The 18,073-nt window shown below is 40.5% G+C and carries 17 protein-coding genes; 7 read left to right on the top strand and 10 right to left on the bottom strand.

Features of this window, described 5'->3' with window-relative positions; all coding sequences use genetic code 11:
• Window positions 1-18 precede the first annotated feature (18 nt).
• The 5 genes from ABC361_RS16870 to ABC361_RS16890 form a co-directional block, all read right to left on the bottom strand.
• A complete protein-coding gene (locus ABC361_RS16870; protein WP_413075016.1) occupies window positions 19-2,619 on the bottom strand; it encodes an ABC transporter permease in 2,601 nt (866 codons plus the stop codon).
• Window positions 2,616-3,299 (bottom strand): ABC transporter ATP-binding protein, encoded by a 684-nt coding sequence (locus tag ABC361_RS16875; RefSeq protein WP_413075017.1) that lies wholly within the window; start codon window positions 3,297-3,299, stop codon window positions 2,616-2,618. The genes ABC361_RS16870 and ABC361_RS16875 overlap by 4 nt, the downstream gene beginning before the upstream one ends.
• An 82-nt stretch (window positions 3,300-3,381) precedes the next feature.
• Window positions 3,382-4,380: a sensor histidine kinase gene (locus ABC361_RS16880; RefSeq protein ID WP_413075018.1), complete on the bottom strand. Its 999-nt coding sequence runs from the start codon at window positions 4,378-4,380 to the stop codon at window positions 3,382-3,384.
• Window positions 4,380-5,063, bottom strand: a complete 684-nt coding sequence (locus tag ABC361_RS16885) for a response regulator transcription factor (protein WP_413075019.1) — start codon at window positions 5,061-5,063, stop codon at window positions 4,380-4,382. Before ABC361_RS16885 ends, ABC361_RS16880 begins: the two co-directional genes overlap by 1 nt.
• Before the next feature lie 161 nt (window positions 5,064-5,224).
• On the bottom strand, window positions 5,225-6,271 hold the full coding sequence (locus tag ABC361_RS16890) for a serine hydrolase domain-containing protein (protein ID WP_413075020.1): 1,047 nt from the start codon (window positions 6,269-6,271) through the stop codon (window positions 5,225-5,227).
• Window positions 6,272-6,380: 109 nt separating this feature from the next.
• Here ABC361_RS16890 and ABC361_RS16895 point away from each other — a divergent pair, with 109 nt between their 5' ends.
• On the top strand, window positions 6,381-6,839 hold the full coding sequence (locus ABC361_RS16895; RefSeq protein WP_413075021.1) for a GNAT family N-acetyltransferase: 459 nt from the start codon (window positions 6,381-6,383) through the stop codon (window positions 6,837-6,839).
• 76 nt (window positions 6,840-6,915) lie between these two features.
• On the opposite strand, the gene ABC361_RS16900 is transcribed toward ABC361_RS16895, so the two are convergent.
• Both ABC361_RS16900 and ABC361_RS16905 read right to left on the bottom strand, forming a co-directional pair.
• Window positions 6,916-9,888, bottom strand: coding sequence for a beta strand repeat-containing protein (locus tag ABC361_RS16900; RefSeq protein WP_413075022.1), 2,973 nt, complete (start codon window positions 9,886-9,888; stop codon window positions 6,916-6,918).
• Window positions 9,889-10,035: 147 nt separating this feature from the next.
• On the bottom strand, window positions 10,036-10,659 hold the full coding sequence (locus ABC361_RS16905; RefSeq protein ID WP_413075023.1) for a TetR/AcrR family transcriptional regulator: 624 nt from the start codon (window positions 10,657-10,659) through the stop codon (window positions 10,036-10,038).
• 166 nt (window positions 10,660-10,825) lie between these two features.
• On the opposite strand from ABC361_RS16905, the gene ABC361_RS16910 reads away from it, so the two are divergent.
• Window positions 10,826-12,298, top strand: coding sequence for an MDR family MFS transporter (locus ABC361_RS16910; protein WP_413075024.1), 1,473 nt, complete (start codon window positions 10,826-10,828; stop codon window positions 12,296-12,298).
• A gap of 227 nt (window positions 12,299-12,525) precedes the next feature.
• Window positions 12,526-13,266, top strand: a complete 741-nt coding sequence (locus ABC361_RS16915; RefSeq protein ID WP_413075025.1) for a DUF2087 domain-containing protein — start codon at window positions 12,526-12,528, stop codon at window positions 13,264-13,266.
• 6 nt (window positions 13,267-13,272) lie between these two features.
• On the opposite strand, the gene ABC361_RS16920 is transcribed toward ABC361_RS16915, so the two are convergent.
• The gene (locus ABC361_RS16920; protein WP_413075026.1) at window positions 13,273-13,662 is read right to left on the bottom strand and encodes a DoxX family protein; all 390 of its coding nucleotides are present in this window, start codon (window positions 13,660-13,662) and stop codon (window positions 13,273-13,275) included.
• 300 nt (window positions 13,663-13,962) lie between these two features.
• Between ABC361_RS16920 and ABC361_RS16925 the strand changes: the two genes are divergently transcribed.
• Window positions 13,963-14,406, top strand: a complete 444-nt coding sequence (locus ABC361_RS16925; RefSeq protein WP_413075027.1) for a VanZ family protein — start codon at window positions 13,963-13,965, stop codon at window positions 14,404-14,406.
• A gap of 71 nt (window positions 14,407-14,477) precedes the next feature.
• On the top strand, window positions 14,478-15,173 hold the full coding sequence (locus tag ABC361_RS16930; protein ID WP_413075028.1) for a metallophosphoesterase family protein: 696 nt from the start codon (window positions 14,478-14,480) through the stop codon (window positions 15,171-15,173).
• Between the two features lie 51 nt (window positions 15,174-15,224).
• On the opposite strand, the gene ABC361_RS16935 is transcribed toward ABC361_RS16930, so the two are convergent.
• A complete protein-coding gene (locus tag ABC361_RS16935) occupies window positions 15,225-15,524 on the bottom strand; it encodes a hypothetical protein (protein ID WP_413075029.1) in 300 nt (99 codons plus the stop codon).
• Between the two features lie 289 nt (window positions 15,525-15,813).
• On the opposite strand from ABC361_RS16935, the gene safA reads away from it, so the two are divergent.
• Both safA and ABC361_RS16945 read left to right on the top strand, forming a co-directional pair.
• A complete protein-coding gene (safA, locus tag ABC361_RS16940) occupies window positions 15,814-16,440 on the top strand; it encodes a SafA/ExsA family spore coat assembly protein (RefSeq protein WP_413075030.1) in 627 nt (208 codons plus the stop codon).
• Window positions 16,441-16,532: 92 nt separating this feature from the next.
• A complete protein-coding gene (locus tag ABC361_RS16945; protein WP_413075031.1) occupies window positions 16,533-16,964 on the top strand; it encodes a hypothetical protein in 432 nt (143 codons plus the stop codon).
• Between the two features lie 323 nt (window positions 16,965-17,287).
• On the opposite strand, the gene ABC361_RS16950 is transcribed toward ABC361_RS16945, so the two are convergent.
• Entirely contained in the window at window positions 17,288-18,004 is a 717-nt protein-coding gene (locus ABC361_RS16950; protein ID WP_413075032.1) for a hypothetical protein, read from the bottom strand.
• Between the last annotated feature and the right edge of the window lie 69 nt (window positions 18,005-18,073).

Raw genomic sequence — 18,073 nt, forward strand, 5'->3', positions numbered from 1 at the left:
GCGTCTCCGGTATACCTATTATATATTTTCTTGTTTTAAGCCATCAATAATGCTTTCTTTTTTTATTTTTGAAACCGCATACGTCATGGCAAGGGTCACGATGACAAACACGGCGACAATAACGGAGCCAAGGGCAACCCATGGAACAGTAAAAGGATAATAAAAACTTCCAAGCATTGTCCGATACATCAAGTACATAACGCCAAAACTTACGGGCAAGCCGATAGCCAATGCATTGATGCCATAGAAAAGACTTTCAAATCGGATCATCTTTCGAAACGCACGTGGTGTCATTCCAATGGAACGATACATCGCCAATTCTTTTTTTCGTAGACCAACGCCAGTAGAGATGGTGTTAAAAATGTTCGCAACGGATATCAGCGTAATTAAGGCAATAAAACCGTACGTAAACACACTTAGGACGAACACCATTTGCAGGTCGCTTTCAACCCGTTCATACTGATTCCACATGCCTAATCGTTCGTTTCCAATGCCCTCAATGGCAGCCTCCGTTTCATTGGGGTGCTCACTTTTTAAATACAAGGTTCCATCGTCTGGCTCAAACTCATCCGTTTCTGTTAACAATTGATTTAAGTGCTCCTGTTCCATAATGAGCACGACATCTCCAAGATATAAATTCCCTACATTTAAAGGCAATTCATCTGTTAAGCCCACTACCTCAACAGAATCAACGCTCACTTCTTCTTCTTTCTCCCAATCATACACTTCTAACGATAGGGTGTCTCCAATTTCTGTATGAATTGCCGTTGTTTCTACATACTGACCCGCTTCGTCATCAGGGTATTGTATTGTTTCCACCACGATTGCTGGAGCATGATCAGACAAGCGTTGCTCTCCAGTTTGATTCGCGTTCTCCATCATGTCCGAATAAGATGCTTCATCTAGTCCAACGGCACGAACGTTAAAGGTAAATGATTCAGCAGTTGCCTCTAGCTCCTGAAATTGTTCATTCATACGTTCTGGAATCTGTTCTACTCTAGGTTGACCAATTAATGGTAGTTCCCTAGCAATTTGCGTCTCACGAACGAATTCCATGACGTCTTCATCATTTAAGAGCTGCTCATAGTCGCTCGTTCCTTCCGATGAATAGACCGATAAATCGTACTGCGGATCTTGTTGCGTCAGCGTAATCGATTGCGTCATTGTAGATGTAAAGAACGTCACAGATAAGAATAAAACAATGCTAATAATAAGGGAAAATACCGTGATGTAGTATCGCTTCTTATTTCGTTTAAGATTCTTAAGTGCAAGTTCTGCTTCCATGCCGAAAAGCCACGTGGTGAATCGCGATGTTTTAATCGTTTTCTTTGTTAACTTCACATCATTTGATTGACGAATGGCATCAATGGCTGAAATACGCGAGGCTCGTCGCGCTGGAATATAAGAGGAGAAAAAGATGGTTAATGATGAGACTGCAACAGCAATCAAGACCGCCATTGGCTGAATGACAACATATAATTCTTCTGAAATGCCCATTGTTGTTTGAAACATATCATTAATAAAGTAAAAGGTAATAGCCAAACCTACAAAACCAGCTACAAGTCCAATTGGAATACTAATAAGACCGATAATAAGCCCTTCAAAATAAACAGAGTTTCGTTTCTGTCTTTTTGTTGCGCCTACACTCGAAAGCATGCCGAGTTGTTTTGATCGTTCTGATACCGATATCGCAAATGCATTAAAAATTAAGGAAATCGATCCAATCACAATAATGACCATAATAATACCAACAATGGAATAAAGCGTTGTTTGCAACGTATCGTTTGGTGTTAACCCATGGTAACGCAAAATATCATCATTAAAGACTGCATCTTGTCCTAGCATTTCATTTAATGGCTCGACGTCGTCAAACAGGGATCGATTCACACGATCAGCCACAATCCTTGCATCTGTAACCGTTTCGGAGACTAGCTGCTTCTCATCGTAAAACGTAATTGCCGTATGGACTGGTCCCCAAGCAGGTTCCCATGATGGGGGTTCAACAAAGCCGACAACTGTAAATGTTCGCTCCCCCACCACTTCAAACACTTCTTCCGCATCAATGTACTCATTGGTTTCTTCATCATAAACAGATTCGACGACCTGATGTTCATCTAAATAGCTTCCATCTTCAAGCACCCGGTTGCCATATTCAAGGACCACGGTTTCACCAAGTTCATATTCATCAAGAACACCACGGACTGCGGTGGATAACACCAGTTCTTTTTCAGATTCAGGTAAACGACCTGATTCTAACTCTAACGGGAAATACGAAAAACCTTCTTCATTAAATTCATTAATAAACAAAAACGGTTTTCCCGTCTCTTCTAAAAAAGCTTGCTCTTCTACAAAACCTAAGCGATTGTGCAGAATTAAATCCCCTGTCCTGTCAAACGATCGTAGCTCCTCAATCTCTGGACCACTGACATCACTATACGACACGTGCCACTCGCCACTATTAGAAGCGGCATTACGCTGAAGCAAATCCATTAAGGATGTACCAATTGTCGCTACAGCAAAAATCATTGCCACAGACACGATGGTGCCAAATAATGTCACGAGCGTGCGTTTTTTATTTTCCCGCAAGTTGCGAATGGTTAACTTGTTGATAATAGTCATCGACCAGTCACCTCATCACTGGCAACCTTCCCATCTTCAATTGTGATAATGCGATCTGCTTGTAAAGCAATCCGCTCATCATGAGTAATCACAATTAACGTTTGCTTCAATGAACGGTTAAAATACTTTAATAAATCAATGATTTCTTTACTGTTTTTACTATCTAAATTCCCTGTTGGTTCATCGGCAAGCATAATGGCGGGGTTACTAATTAACGCCCGTCCAATTGATACCCGTTGCTGTTGCCCACCAGATAGCTGATTCGGTAAATATTGTAGCCGCTTTTCTAAACCGAGACGTTCTAGCATATTCGTTAGTTTTGCGTCATCGACTTTATGTCCATCAAGCAACATAGGCAACGTAATATTTTCTTCAACCGTTAAAATCGGAATCAGATTGTAAAATTGATAGATGAGCCCAATTTGACGTCTTCGAAAAATCGCCAGTTGGGTTTCGTTAAGTTGATACATATCTGTCTGGTCAACCGATACGTGGCCACTTGTTGGACGGTCAACCCCACCTAACAAATGAAGCAATGTCGATTTTCCAGATCCTGATGGTCCAATAATCGCAACAAATTGCCCTTTCTCCACCGAAAACGATATATTATCTAACGCTTTCACCGCGGTATCACCTTTACCGTACACTTTAGACAAGTTTTGAACGTTTAACATTTCCATTGTTTCGCCCCCATATGACTTTGTTACACTTAGTATAGTTGTCTAAAGTGACGGGTCCGTGACTTGTTAAGTGACAGTTTTGTCATGTTCCTTTGTAAAATCGAACACTAAAACTGGTCCCATCTCGTTTAGTCGATTCAACATGTATGGCACCGTTTTGCTTTGTCACAATATGATAAGTTAAAGCAAGTCCAATTCCTACACTTTGCTTATGCGCATGATTACCTTGGTAAAAGCGTTTAAAAATGTGCGGCAAGTCTTTGGGCGTGATCGGCTCGCCTGTATTATGAACCGTCAGCTCTGTAAACAGCACGTTTTCGGTAACTGTCATTGTCACCTTGCCTCCACTATCCGTGTGCTCCACTGCATTTTTGAGAATATTACTAAGAGCTTCCTTTGTCCAACGGAAATCAGCAGCAATAAACGCGTCCAAATCCCCAACTGTCTCGAAATGAATATGCTTATCTTTCATTGGAATCGTTAAAGGAGACACTGTCTCATGGATTAAGCGCTCGACACTACTTTCCTCCTTTGTAAATGTAATCGTCCCAGCATCAATCTTTGATAATTTAAGCAAAGACGTAACAAGCCATTCCATGCGGCTTAATTGACTGGATATATGTCCAAGAAATTCTTCTCGTTTCTCTTTTGGCAACTGATCTTGCGCAAGCAAATCCGTCATAACCGTCATTGATGTTAATGGTGTTTTCAACTGATGAGAAATGTCTGCCAGTGCTTCTGCCAGTTTAATTTTGCTATCGTCAGCTTGACTTTTTTGCTCCGATAAAAGTTGAGTCATTTTATATATTTCATTTTTTAAGATACTAATTTCCCCTTCATCATTGTCACGTACATCAAGTGAAAACGATCCACTACTTATTTTTCGCAAATAAATAGAGAGGTCTTCCATTTCGTTGTATCGATTATAGGAATAATAAAGGTGGACAGAAATCATAGCCATGACGACTAATGCTGTACTCCCTACAAACCATAACGACTGGAAGCTTGCAATGATCATTAAGACAAGGCCTAGAACGATCATCCATGCTGTGCTATGTCTTAGCTTTTTATTTCGAAACATTACTCTCCCACCCTGTATCCTAAGCCCCGAACCGTTTGAATTAACGTCGGTGTTTGAGGGTCATCTTCAATTTTCTCCCTTAATCGTTTGATATAAACCGTTAACGTATTGTCATTAACGAAGTCACCTGCAGAATCCCAAATCAAATTGAGTAACTGTTCTCGTGTTAATATTTGACCACGGTGTTTAGCAAAGATCATTAATAACCGATATTCCAACGCGGTTACATGGAGTTCTTCATGGTTTTTAAATACTTTTCCTTCAAGTGAATGAATAGAGATCGAACCAAAATTAACGGTTTCCTTCGCTTTTGTTTGACGCTCATACCGTCTTAAAACTGTTCGAATTCTACTTAATAGCTCTTTGACACGAAAGGGCTTTGTAATATAATCATCTGCTCCCATATCAAGGCCTTTGACAACATTTCCTTCATCATCAATAGCCGTTAAAAACAAAACAGGGATATCTCGGTTTTGTTTTACAAGAGAACAAAGTTGATAGCCATTGCCGTCAGGTAGATTCAAATCAAACAAACAAACATTTATATGCTGAATTTGATGGTTAAGTATTTTTTTCGCCTCTTCAACGGTATTGGCGACAAGAACATCATAGCCTTCTTGCTGTAGCGTATATTCCAAACCAGAAACTATAATTTCATCATCTTCTACTAGTAATAAAGTCAAAACGAACGCTTCCTTTTTGCAAAGATTTTATTCAAAATACTCTTACATCTTATTTCTTTACATATTGTATCGTATTACAGCCTACACATTTCTACAATGATTATTTAGCCAAACTTCTATTCCGCCTCTTCGAACGACAAAAAAAACTGAAAGGATATCCTCTATATCCTTTCAGTTTTTCGCTTGATTAAGTCATGCAGTTCTGCACGAATCCGAATAATTTCTTTGTTTTCTCTACCATAGTGAACACGGTTTGTTAAGAAAATGACGCTTAATCCATCCATTGGATCAAACCACATACTCGTTCCAGTAAAGCCTGTATGCCCATAGGAAAAATATGTAAACTGATCTCCACATGAGGCATAGCCGTGATCTTTTAACATCCAACCGAGACCACGTCGTTCATTTAAACCTTCTGTCGTAATTTGTTTTGATTTCTTGATTATTTCTTCACTTATAAGCTGATTTCCGTTATAAAAACCGTTTTGCTCAATCATCTGTCCATAAGACGCTAAGTCTGACATCGTTGAGAATAATCCTGCGTGACCACTCACACCACCAAAGTACCTTGCGTTTTCATCATGCACCACACCATGTAAATACTGTTGCCTGCTCTCATCCCATTCAGTAGAAGCAAAAGGTCCTGTTGTTGGCGAAAAGGACGTGTGTTTCATATTTAAAGGCGTAAAAAGTTGCTCGTTCGCAAAAGTAGTTAAGTCTGTTTTGGTTACGGTTTCGATAATATGATGCAAGAGGATAAAGTTTAAATCACTGTAGATCACACGCTTGCCAGGGAACGCCAGCAGAGGCATCAATGCAATCTTATCTGGTATGCTGCTTGCACGTTCTTCATGATAAAAAGGGTGATGTGCTTTCAAACCAGACGTGTGCGTCAATAAATGGTGAATCGTGATCGCTTCTTTCCCTTCATTCTGGAAAGATGGAAGAAATCGACTTACCTTTGTATCGAGGTAAAGAAACTGCTTATCGAGCAACATTAACGTCAGCGGCAAAGTCACGACCACCTTTGTCAGTGATGCTAAATCAAACATGGTTTCAGTCGTCATTCGTTTTTTTTCAGGATATACAGAAGCATAACCAAACGCATTCCGGTAACAGCTCTTTCCTTTTTTCGAGATGCTTAGAACCGCTCCCGGAAGCGAACGTTCATCAACCTCTCGCTGAAGATAGTCTTGAATCTCTTTCATTCGTGACACTCCTTTTCAATCTATTGATAGAAACAATGACATCAAGCGCTCTTTAAAAGGAATTTGTTTTTACATGGCGAATTAAAGCTTAAAGAAAGGTGGGATTTTTATGAGTGATATGCTTGTCGCTTTGTATGCATTACCAGAAGAAGAACCATCACCAAAAATGGTCATCCGTCGCGCTTTAGCACCTGAAAAGACGACCGTCTTGGAATGGATTCGCAAACACTTTAGTCAGGGTTGGGCAGATGAGTGTGATGTTGCTTTTAGTCGCGAACCAATTTCTTGCTACCTTGCGATTCAGAATGATGAATTAATTGGATTTGCTTGTTATGATGCTACAATGAAAAATTTCTTTGGACCAACTGGCGTCCAAGAAACATCCAGAGGGCTCGGGGCTGGGAAAGCACTGTTGCTCCGAGCTCTTCACGGCATGAAAGAGTCTGGATATGGATACGCCATTATTGGTGGTGTTGGTCCTGCAGATTTTTACGAAAAAACAGTCGGTGCTACTTCAATCAAACATTCCAGCCCAGGTATTTATAAAGGAATGTTAAAAACAAAATAATCATCCTATTATCCACTCTATACCTTTTTTTATCTTTTCCTACACGTCAACCTTCACAAAAAGAAAAAGCGAGTGATCACTCGCTTTTTCTTTTTTTTCGGCTCCTACATCCAATAAGTCCTTTTTTCTTTAGAAGTCGACAGTAACGTGCTTTTAAAATATAAGGAGGTGGGTTTGGTCTTGGTGGAACAGGAATCCAAATGGCAAACAGGTTAAGGTCAGTTTGTAGATTCGGAATGATTTGACCTGGTTGATACGTGATGCCCGATCCGTCTGGACTTGTATTCCAGCCACCAAAGCGGAAACCAGGACGAATTGGAATTTGCAATGGAATCATAACGTCTTGCCCTAATTCAAACGTAATTGGATCTGGAATATTGGTTGCTGGTGGTCCTCCTGCATCATTTGGAAAGAACGTGACTGTACCCATATTTATAATTGGTGAAAATCGTGCTGTTAACACAATGTTCCCTGTTGTTCCCACTGGAATCACCGTCACTTGATCCCCCGCCTCGTTGAACCAGCCTAAAAACCTTTGACCAGGAATTGGCGATGGGTCTTGCAAGACGATTGGTAACTGCGTCACATTGTAAGTCGTCGGATTAGGGTTTGTTTGGCCAGGAAACAGCCCTAAATACGTAATGGTAAACGTAATCGGTGCGATTACGACTTGTGTCGTTCCTTCTAACCGCACTTCCCACCCATCAAAACCGACTGGCGGTTTAATAAAGGCTGCTGCATCAGCTGGTGTGAGCGTTGAATACGCAGGAGTCGCTACGGCAACAACGATCGGTGTCCCCTGCTCATTTGGCGTTACGTACGGCGTATTGTTAAGTTGAATAGTCGAACCAGTAAGGGGGCCAATAATTTGGGCTACATTAGGAGCGTCAACAATATAAAGACCATTCGTTAATTCTCTAACTCCTGCCAAATTAATGGTTCCGCCATCAAAGATACCTGGAGCAAGAACAGACCCTGTGTTTCCCGTAATGGTAGAACCACCCGTAACCGTTAGATTGCCGCCAATGTTAATATATACTGCTCCACCTCTTTGAGCGGTATTGCCTTGGATACTGCCACCATTTAGCGTAGCCACGCCATTTTCAGTTAAATAGAGTCCCCCTCCATTAATCGTCGCTGTATTAGTTTGTACAATACCATCATTAACGGTAAGGGTTGTGACGCCCGTTTGATAAAGGCCTCCACCATTGATTCCAGCCGTATTGTTTTGTACAGTACCACCATTAATTACATTCGTTCCAACACCATTGTAGTACACACCACCACCATTTCGACCTGCGGTGTTATTTGCGATTAACACATTTCCATCAATGACGGAGCTACCCGTTATGACATCAATCCCTCCGCCGTTACTGCTAATAATCGCTCCAACAAACCCAGCTTGGTTCCCTGTTACCGTTACATTATCGGTTACTGTTAACGTTCCAGTGGCGGTATTAAAATAAACACCGCCTCCACTACCCATTGAGCTCACATTATTTTGTACAACTGACGTGCCATTTAGCAAAAGCGTACTATTATCCCCAGCAAACCACACACCACCACCATTCACTTCTGATACATTATCTTCAACCGTACTATCGGTTATAGAAGCAGCTAAAATACCAGGTCCACCATTAATCCTTAGACCGCCACCTTCATTACCAGACGTATTTTGGTTGACCAATGAATTTGTGATATCAAGATCGTTGTCTCCACCTAAATTTGAAGCAAAAAAGAAGCCGCCTCCAAATGACCCTGCTTGGTTTCCGGTAAACGTATCATTCGAAATGATTACAGACGAGTTTGCCACATTTGTATACGTTAAACCACCACCACTTTGACCAGCAGAATTCCCGAGAAATCTGGAGTTTGTCACATTTGAGTTGATTTGGGCTTCCGTACCAGAAACAAACATGCCACCACCATTACTTCCTGCTTGATTTAACGTCGCGGTCAAGTTATCCACGTTAACCGTAAGACCATTTGTTGCAGAAGTATTGTTCACAAACAGCCCACCACCAGCACCCGTTAGTGCTACATTCGAAGTAAGCACAGTATCGTTGACTGTTACAGTTCCCCCATTAGCTGTTGCAACACCGAGACCACCAGCTATAGAAGCACGATTATTTGTAAAAGTAGCTCCATCCACGATTACATTTGCTTGGCTTGTATCCGTAATGACAGCGTACACGCCACCACCATTCGCTCGAGCTTGATTGTTTGTAAACGTTGTGGCTCCTGTAATTGATAATGTATCATTTGGGTTTCTCGAAGCAAAATAGACCCCTGCACCACTTGAGGCGTTATTGTTAGCGATGTTGACCGTATTCGAAATCGTTAGTGACACAGTTCCGGGATTTGGTACTGCACCACTATTATTCGTTACGAAAACACCCCCACCATTTCCACCGGCAGCATTGTTAATAATTTGGACGTTTCCAGTAATCGGTATATCTCCTCCAATCCCATCTGAGAGAACGTTCGAATAAATGCCACCACCTTGATTTGCCGTATTCCCCTCGATAACTGCATTATCCGTAATAGAAACCGAATCACCAGGGTTCCTTCTCAAAATTGTGACACCTCCACCACTCGTACGTGATACACAACCAGTAATAGTCGCATTCCCATTCATCAGCAAACCACTCGGGGATCCTGCGATCCCACGCATATAAAAACCCCCACCTTCTTGAAAGGAATAATTATTTTGTAGCGTTGTCCCCTGACCTAAAATAACAAATGCACCTTGGGGGCTTACTAAACTTCGATTTGTCGTTATTCCAACAGGATTTCCTGCAAGGTTTCCATCAAGGGTAATATTTTGAAATATGACCGCTGCCCCATTTGTAATGGAAAACATATAGCCTGGTAATGGAAATCCAGCAATCTTCGTTAACGTTTGTATATCTGCACCAGCACTTGTCACGGTAGCACTGTAGTTTACATTTAGTTGACTTGAAATGATGAAACTTGCCCCTATCTCCAGCGGGGTTTGCTGAGCAGCAATTGCATTACGTAATTCTGTTTCATTCACCACTAACACCATTTTTACACACGCCTCCATTCTACCTATTCGTTCTATTAACCTATGCAGAACGAATAAAATGGTATGGTGATGCACCCTAATGAAATGGAAAATAAGCCAAACACACAAAAAACTTGCCGAGAGTATTCGACAAGTTTAAAAGGCTAATTATTCTTCATTCATAAATGGGGTTAACATCGGGATGAGTAACGTATCAACAATTCGTTCAACGTAAGCACGATTAAACGGCTTCCCTATTAAAAATACTCGGTACGTAATAAGCGCTGGCCCTATGTCAGCTAATAAATCTAAATCCGCATGTTTTAAATGACCATCTTTTAAAAAGGGTTTTACAATGGATTCAATCGTTTGCCTATGGCGCTGGTAGAAATCATTGTGAAGCCCTTTTTCTAATTCTTTATGGTGCGGTACGGCTGAGCCTATAGCAGTTAGCGCTTTTTGATGGTGATCATGCTCTCCTTGAAACACGAGACTAAGTAAATCGACTAGCTGATTTCGCAAGCTTTGTTTTGTATCTAGCTTTTCGCTCAATATTTCAAACGGACTCACTGAAGCAGAAGCATCGATTACGAGCGCAACTTTAGATGACCACCGTCTATAAATCGTTGCTTTCCCAACTTTTGCTCTCGCAGCAACCGCTTCGATCGTTAGCCCTTCATATCCTACTTCAGCTAAAACATTTAACGCTGATTCCAAAATCACTTGATTGCGGCTTAAATCTAACGGTCTTCCTCGCTTTACATCTTCCTGTTCACTTTCCGGTGTGCTCAATGCTGACTTCCCTCCTAACAATTATTCTTTCTTTTTAGTTTAGCACTCCATTTTTCTTCTGACAATTAATTACGAACCTATTGCGTTTCGTAATTCGTGGTGATAAGATAGTTTAGCTATACGAAGAAGTTTTGTTATTTTTTAGATTATGAGGGGGTATTTATATATGGCAATCGTCGCTGAAGGCAGTGGTGCAGCCAAACAAACAAACAAACCAGAACTAAACCCAATACCAGTCATTGCCGTTCTTCTCTCCGGTGCATTTGTAGCGATTTTAAGTGAGACCATTCTTAATGTCGCTTTAAATGCAATTATGGCTGACTTCGGTGTTCAATCAAGTACAGCGCAATGGCTTGTCACAGGATACATGCTTGTAATTGGGACACTCATTCCGGTATCTGCTTATTTTATGCAGCGTTTTACAACGAGGCAATTATTTATAACCGCGATGGCATTATTTTCTATTGGAACGCTAATATCAGGATTTAGCCCTGTATTCTCTGTCTTACTTATTGGTCGTTTAACACAAGCTGTGGGTACGGCCATTATGATTCCGTTGCTAATTAATATTATTCTAGCAGTCATCCCTGTTGAAAAGCGTGGAGCCGCAATGGGAATGGTTGGACTCGTGATTATGTTTGCTCCTGCAATTGGGCCAACAGTGTCCGGTCTCATTGTTGAAAATTTATCATGGCGCTGGTTATTCTTTATCATTTTACCAATTGCGCTAGGTTCGCTTTTATTTGGAATGAAAGTGTTAACCAATTTGGCAGAAGTGTCAAAACCAAAGTTAGACATTCTCTCTTTCTTACTTTCAACGCTTGGTTTCGGGGGGATTGTATACGGATTTAGTGCAGCAGGAAAAGGCGATGCAAGCTTTGCAGATCCATCTGTCTTTATTTTTCTCGTCGTCGGTTTCGTTTCACTCGGCTTATTCGTCTACCGTCAACTCAAACTAGACTCACCATTATTAGATATTCGCGTTTTCCGTTACCCTATGTTTGCTCTCGGACTTGTGATGGCCATGATGGTTATGATGACGATGTTTGCGATGATGCTCGTCATGCCAATCTACATGCAAGGCGCGTTACTTTTTACACCAATCGTTGCAGGTCTTGTTATGCTTCCTGGTGGTCTATTAAACGGGGCCATGTCACCTATCATGGGACGTTTGTTTGATAAATTTGGTCCACGACCATTATTAATACCAGGAACAATTATCCTTGCCGCTGTTGTCTTTTCTTATCGATACACGGTTCCAGGCATACCTGTTTGGATTGTCATCGTTCAACAAGCGGTCCTCATGGTTGCTGTGGCAATGATTATGATGCCGGCTCAAACAAACGGATTGAATCAAATTCCGGAAAAGCTTTATCCACATGGTACAGCTATTATGAACACACTCATGCAAGTGTCAGGCGCTATTGGTGCAGCACTCTTTATTTCCGTGATGGAGACAGGTCAGCAAAGTTATTTAAGCGACCAAGGCATCTCGCCAAGTGAAGCAACCGACTCACAAATGATGGATGCCTTAACGTACGGCTCGCAGCAAAGCTTCTCCACTGGATTTTATATTGCACTTGCTGCTGTCGTTCTTGCTTTACTCGTAAAACGAACGTCTCAGACGAGAAAACAATAGAAGGAACAACATTCTTCGAAAGAATCTACAGGGTTGATCGTACACGATCCCTGTAGATTCTTTTTTTATATGAACGGTGTGAAGAGATAACCGTTGATGCAGAGAGGAAAATCGTCCAAATGATCCAAATTAAGAAGCTCCTTAAGAACCATTTTGTATTGCTTAATTCATAACTTTATCATATTATGTTTATAAATAAGCAAACAAAAAGGGGTATCGTTTATAAAATGACTAAAAACGCACGTTGGGATGCAACTATAGCAGAACTTCAAGTTGGATTTCGTTATAACAAAAAGCACGAGGAGTACCAATGCCTTTTTTGTGATCAAACATTCTCTAAAGGGGTGATCTATCCATATCATGAGCTTTTGCTTGAAGCACAAAAAGCCATTGAACTTCATATCCGAACGCAACACGAATCGCCTTTTAACCAGCTTATACAGATGGATAAAAGGTATACCGGCATATCTGAACAACAGCGGGATATTCTTAAGTACTTTTATGATGGGCTCGATGACAAGAAGATCGCAGAAATCGTTGGAGGAAGTCCGTCAACCATACGAAATTATCGATTTAAGCTCAAAGAGAAAGAAAAGCAAGCGAAAGTATTCTTAGCTTTAATGGCATTAACACGAGACCCTCAAAAAGAGCCATTTATACATTTCCACGAAGGAGCGAAGATGATGGATGAACGGTATGCCATAACTGCAAAAGAAGAAAGCCAAATATTAGAAACCTATATCATCGATGGAAAGATGACCGTCTTTCCTAGGAAAGAAAAAAAGAAGCTTGTAATTTTACGCTACTTGATGAATGATTTTGAATTTGATCGCATCTATTCTGAAAAAGAAGTAAATCAAATCTTACAACGCACATACGCTGATTTCGTTACCCTCAGACGTTATTTAATCGAGTATGGGTTTATGAAAAGAGACAAAGAAGGATCTCAATACTGGAAAAACCGCTAATGTGTATTAGCGGTTCTCTTCTTTATGTACATTGTGAGAATGCGTTAATTTTATCGCTCCATAAATTAATGGCAACTGCATTGGTAATCGCGCCCACAATGCCCACTGAGGTACTTTTTTGTTACCAATTCTCAAATTATCCTTGTACGTCGAATAAATATTCGCTGGAAAAACGAGAATCATAAAGAGCGCTAATAATTTCCCAACGATTGATTGGCCCTTTCGAACCCAAAGTAAGACGGCAAAAAGAAGCTCCGCTACACCTGTGATCAAAACTGCGGCTTTTCTAAAAGGCAATGCAGGTGGAATAATTCTTCTGAAGACTTTCTCATGGGTAAAATGAAGAATACCTATTACGGTCAGCATAACGGAAAACATGATTCGAAGCCCTTTCATTCCATCCCTCCTTAAAAACTACTACCTACCTCTTCCCACCGTTCTAAAAATCAAACATTTTTGATAAAAAGAAAGCCAAAAACCTTGTACTTTATTTAAAACCCTACTAATGTAGAGCATAATGATTGTCGAATATGCATATCATTCCCATCCACCGTTTGACGATTTCCTCTCTTTGCAAGAAATTTCTTAATTATTTCCTGGGGAATACCGTCGAACCTTTTCCTTCTTTAAAATTTGTGAACAAATCGACACGAACGCTTGTCGAGTTTGTCGTTTAAGCGTGTGAAAGGACTGACTATGATACGTACAATGATTGCCTGGAGCTCCATTCTCTTATGGATGGGTGTCATCTTTTATTTATCTCATCAACCGGGTGGAGATTCTTCTAACCTTAGTGGCGGAATTCTTGATTTTATTGATTCATTTGTTCCTTTTTTCAATCTCACGGAACACGAATGGATTCACACATTGCTTAGAAAAGGGGCTCACATTGGAGCCTATTTTATCCTTGGATTTCTTGTTATGCTTGGTTTACGTACGACACACATCGCATATAAGCGGCAGTTGCTGATTGCTTTTCTTATTTGTGTACTTTATGCGATTTCAGATGAAATCCATCAACTTTATATTCCTGGCCGAAGTGGTCAAATATCTGATGTACTCATTGACAGTATAGGTGCTGCAGCAGGTATCACCTTTTACTGGCTCATCTCTCTCTTCACTCAGAGAACGCACCAATAATTAATGCGGTTACATCTGTTACCAATCGTACATTTTTTGCTATAATAAAAAGAAAAAAGGACGGGTTCCATTTGGATAATGTATTTGTTGTAGGCGATATTCACGGTTGCTATGATGAACTCATCGAATTGCTACAGCATTGGGATAAAAAAAAGGATCAGCTCATTTTTCTTGGAGATTACATTGATAGAGGGAAAGATTCTCGCAAAGTCGTTGAGTTGGTTCAACGTCTTGTTAACGAACAATGGGCAATTGCATTAAAGGGCAATCATGAAGATATGTTTATAAATTGGTTAAACGAATGGCAGACAGAACGATTTATTCGAAATGGTGGAAAAGAAACCATCCATTCTTTTTTAGGAACGTCAGACGAAATTGACGAACGAAGAGCGATCGCAGAAACGTTTCCACAAATCATCCACTTTCTAAAACAACTCCCTCTTTATTATGAATGGGGCAACTACCTCTTCGTTCATGCGGGTATTAACCCGGAACGTGCCGAATGGAAAGAAAATACGTCTCACGACTTCTTATGGATACGTGATGAATTTCATCAACAAGCAAACCCAACGAACAAAACGATTATTTTCGGGCACACCCCTGTACAAATGCTTCATTCAGAACCGCATGCAACACCTTGGTATTCTGAATGTGAAACGAAAATTGGCATGGATGGAGGCCTTGTGTTTGGCGGGAAGCTCTTAGCCTTACGCATTAACCAATCAGGTGCATTTACGTGGTTTGAACAAAGCAAATTAGCTGAATAAAAAAGAAGCCTGAGAGACCGTAGCAAGTAGGCGTCCTCCCAGGCTGTTTTTTTATCCTTCAAACGGGGCAATAAAAATGGTCTCTTGGGCTTGAAGTTCAACAGATTCCAAACTTAATGAAAGAAGCGCTGAGAGAATCTGCACTAAACTTAAGTTATTCAAGTCAGCTAAATACGCAACAAGCGCTACTCTTCTCGTTCCACATGTTGCGGCTAAAAGTGTTCCATCTTTAACGACGATAACCTCTGGTCCAAGCAGAGGAGCCGAGAGGCATGAGGACCGCACAACATCTTCACTTCCAGTTAACACATTAACAGACCCAAGACCCGGGACCGGAATAATAATAGCCATTGGTACTCTCCTTTCAACTTAAGATAGAAAGTTGTACAAGGTAGACTATGACGTCATCATCCACATCGTTTTAACAAGGACCTATTTATCAAAAAATTACGCCTTTATCTTTATAAATGGAATTAACCGGAATTTATGCATGAAATTAGTCATTATTTAATTGCTGTGTTACACTGTTGTAAAGAAACTGAAATGAAAGATCCTTTCTTCTCCATTTTTACGCATTCTTACAAATTCACCCAACTCTCTCCTCTTTTTTTTCCTTTTATTCGGCTTTATAGTAAAACCTATGAAAACATTACTTACTTTTTTCACTACACTTTTATTGTCCGTCACTTTTGTCTATGGCTTTTCATCAGATGCGAAAGCTGCTTCATCGCACACTGTTCAATCTGGTGATACAATGTGGAAAATTGCCGTTCGTTATCAAGTCGGTGTTTCCGATATTATTGATGCGAATCCACAACTTTCAAACCCTAACGTGATTTATCCAGGGCAAACGATTCAATTACCTGGTCAAAACACGCAAAACCTATCTATGGAACAAGAAGTGGTACAACTCGTCAATGCAGAACGAGCGAAACACGGTCTTCAACCATTAAAAGAAAACTGGGAGCTTTCTCGTGTAGCACGCTTTAAATCAGATGACATGCGTGACCGTAACTATTTTAATCACACATCCCCTACATACGGCAGTCCTCATCAAATGATTCGTGATTTCGGGATTAACTACCGCGCTTCTGGAGAAAATATTGCAGCTGGTCAAACAAGTGCTCAAGCTGTCTTTAACGCTTGGATGAATAGCGCCGGCCATCGTCAAAATATTCTTTCATCTAATTATACCGAGATTGGAATTGGGTATGCACAAGGAGGATCGTACGGTCACTACTGGACGCAGATGTTCATAAGCCGTTAATGTAAAAAAGCGTGGATCATTCGTGATCCGCGCTTTTTTCTGTATACGAATAGACTAGCCACAATAGGAGATCGTAATAAAGAGGTGGTTTTGTGCGTTTTTATAAAAAAGTCATTTGCATGCTCTTATTATGTACATCAATCTTCATTCACCAAGACGCATTCGCCTCTTCTCCTATTGAGGTCTTTTCAATCGACGAGGAAAAGGTTGTATTCCAAACAGAGTCTACAGCAAAGGCAGAAGATGTTGCAAAAGAATTACTGACATCAGTTGATGGCTTGGTTACAAAAATAAATCCCTTACCGTCTAGCGGTTTATTAGTGAAAATTCATTTTTCCGAACCTTACCATGTTCATAATTATTGGTTTGATGCTGACGTGACTCAAGCAGTGTTTGTTTACGAAGAAGATAACCCTAGTTCGGTTATGTTAATCAATCAAGAAGGTCAATCTGTTTTCTTTACAATGAATCGCTCTACCCTCGATTTATTTGATGCTATTTATTATGAGCCGGGTACATCCTAAGATGTTATCATTTAAAAAAAAAGCCTATTTTCATTAGGCGCTTGTCTCATTTTTCAAAATAGTAGGTGTTTGGTCGTTCAAATCGTCACTTACGGTCATATAGTGCTAATGTGAGCTTGACTTAGGGCTCACCCGGATGAACAAAACTGCCAGCGTAATGAAAGACCTTTTTATCATAAGAGCCTGAATGTATTCCCCTCTTTTTACAGAAAAAGATTCTTTCTCGCTTCTATGTTATGTAAGATCTTTTGTCCATGCTACCCATCTTGCAAACTCATGTTAAAGGACCTCCTAAAGAGGAAGCGAACCGCCTTCGCTTCCTTTTATATTGGTTGAAGGATTGTAATTTTGCGCTTTCCATGTTTGACCATCTTCTTTCGTTGATATCGCGGATGGTCCACAACCACTGACTTCTCACTTACAATCGCAACAATCGCATTTGATTGATCTAACCCTTCATAAACATTCGTTAACAATTGCTTAACTGGTGTTTCTTCTTCACTCACCCATTGAACCAGTTCTCCATAAGGCAAGTCGGTTATGACAAGATTAATGTTAGACAAAGGAGGTGCTTCTCTTCCTGTAATATCAAAAGGAAAAACCTTCCCATTTTTTTCATCAACTTGGTGCAAATCAGCCTTAAATCGCTGTACGCTTTCTAGCGCGTCACTATGGGCTTCTTTTTGATAAGCCAAGTAGTCAGATCTAAGCTTTTCTTCTCGCTCTGTTAAGCCTCGATATGTGAGTAAATCAAGGTTTTTTTGTCCAATTTTCACAATATCAGCATTGATATCTGATCCATAGATCTTGCTAATGTCTGACCCATGAAGAAAGCCGATAGCTGTCAACATATGCGCGCCTCCACAGCAAGGGTCATAGATCATTAAGTCTTTCTTTTTATTCAAAAACGACTGACATAGTTGAAAGACTTCACTCGTTAGCCGCACCGGGAACGCTGTAGTACCTGGGGCGTTGTAAAGCACTCGACCACTAGCAAAATCACTAAAATCTTTCTTTTCTTTTTCAAATTGATACGACATCGTTTGAGTCCTTTCTTCTCTACATCCACTTTCATTCGCAAGAGACAAGCATTGTTAATTAAAGCCTGT

The organism is Shouchella phoenicis (assembly GCF_047238345.1).
In the GTDB taxonomy this organism is placed as follows: domain Bacteria; phylum Bacillota; class Bacilli; order Bacillales; family Bacillaceae_D; genus Shouchella.

What these genes read in the sequence shown, in the direction of transcription:
- ABC361_RS16920 (WP_413075026.1), bottom strand. Translation starts at nt 13,662, where the DNA reads ATGAAAGGGCTTCGAATCATGTTTTCCGTTATGCTGACCGTAATAGGT.
- safA (WP_413075030.1), top strand. Translation starts at nt 15,814, where the DNA reads ATGAAAACATTACTTACTTTTTTCACTACACTTTTATTGTCCGTCACT.
- ABC361_RS16935 (WP_413075029.1), bottom strand. Translation starts at nt 15,524, where the DNA reads ATGGCTATTATTATTCCGGTCCCGGGTCTTGGGTCTGTTAATGTGTTA.
- ABC361_RS16875 (WP_413075017.1), bottom strand. Translation starts at nt 3,299, where the DNA reads ATGGAAATGTTAAACGTTCAAAACTTGTCTAAAGTGTACGGTAAAGGT.
- ABC361_RS16925 (WP_413075027.1), top strand. Translation starts at nt 13,963, where the DNA reads ATGATACGTACAATGATTGCCTGGAGCTCCATTCTCTTATGGATGGGT.
- ABC361_RS16870 (WP_413075016.1), bottom strand. Translation starts at nt 2,619, where the DNA reads ATGACTATTATCAACAAGTTAACCATTCGCAACTTGCGGGAAAATAAA.
- ABC361_RS16950 (WP_413075032.1), bottom strand. Translation starts at nt 18,004, where the DNA reads ATGTCGTATCAATTTGAAAAAGAAAAGAAAGATTTTAGTGATTTTGCT.
- ABC361_RS16895 (WP_413075021.1), top strand. Translation starts at nt 6,381, where the DNA reads ATGAGTGATATGCTTGTCGCTTTGTATGCATTACCAGAAGAAGAACCA.
- ABC361_RS16880 (WP_413075018.1), bottom strand. Translation starts at nt 4,380, where the DNA reads ATGTTTCGAAATAAAAAGCTAAGACATAGCACAGCATGGATGATCGTT.
- ABC361_RS16900 (WP_413075022.1), bottom strand. Translation starts at nt 9,888, where the DNA reads ATGGTGTTAGTGGTGAATGAAACAGAATTACGTAATGCAATTGCTGCT.
- ABC361_RS16910 (WP_413075024.1), top strand. Translation starts at nt 10,826, where the DNA reads ATGGCAATCGTCGCTGAAGGCAGTGGTGCAGCCAAACAAACAAACAAA.
- ABC361_RS16915 (WP_413075025.1), top strand. Translation starts at nt 12,526, where the DNA reads ATGACTAAAAACGCACGTTGGGATGCAACTATAGCAGAACTTCAAGTT.
- ABC361_RS16890 (WP_413075020.1), bottom strand. Translation starts at nt 6,271, where the DNA reads ATGAAAGAGATTCAAGACTATCTTCAGCGAGAGGTTGATGAACGTTCG.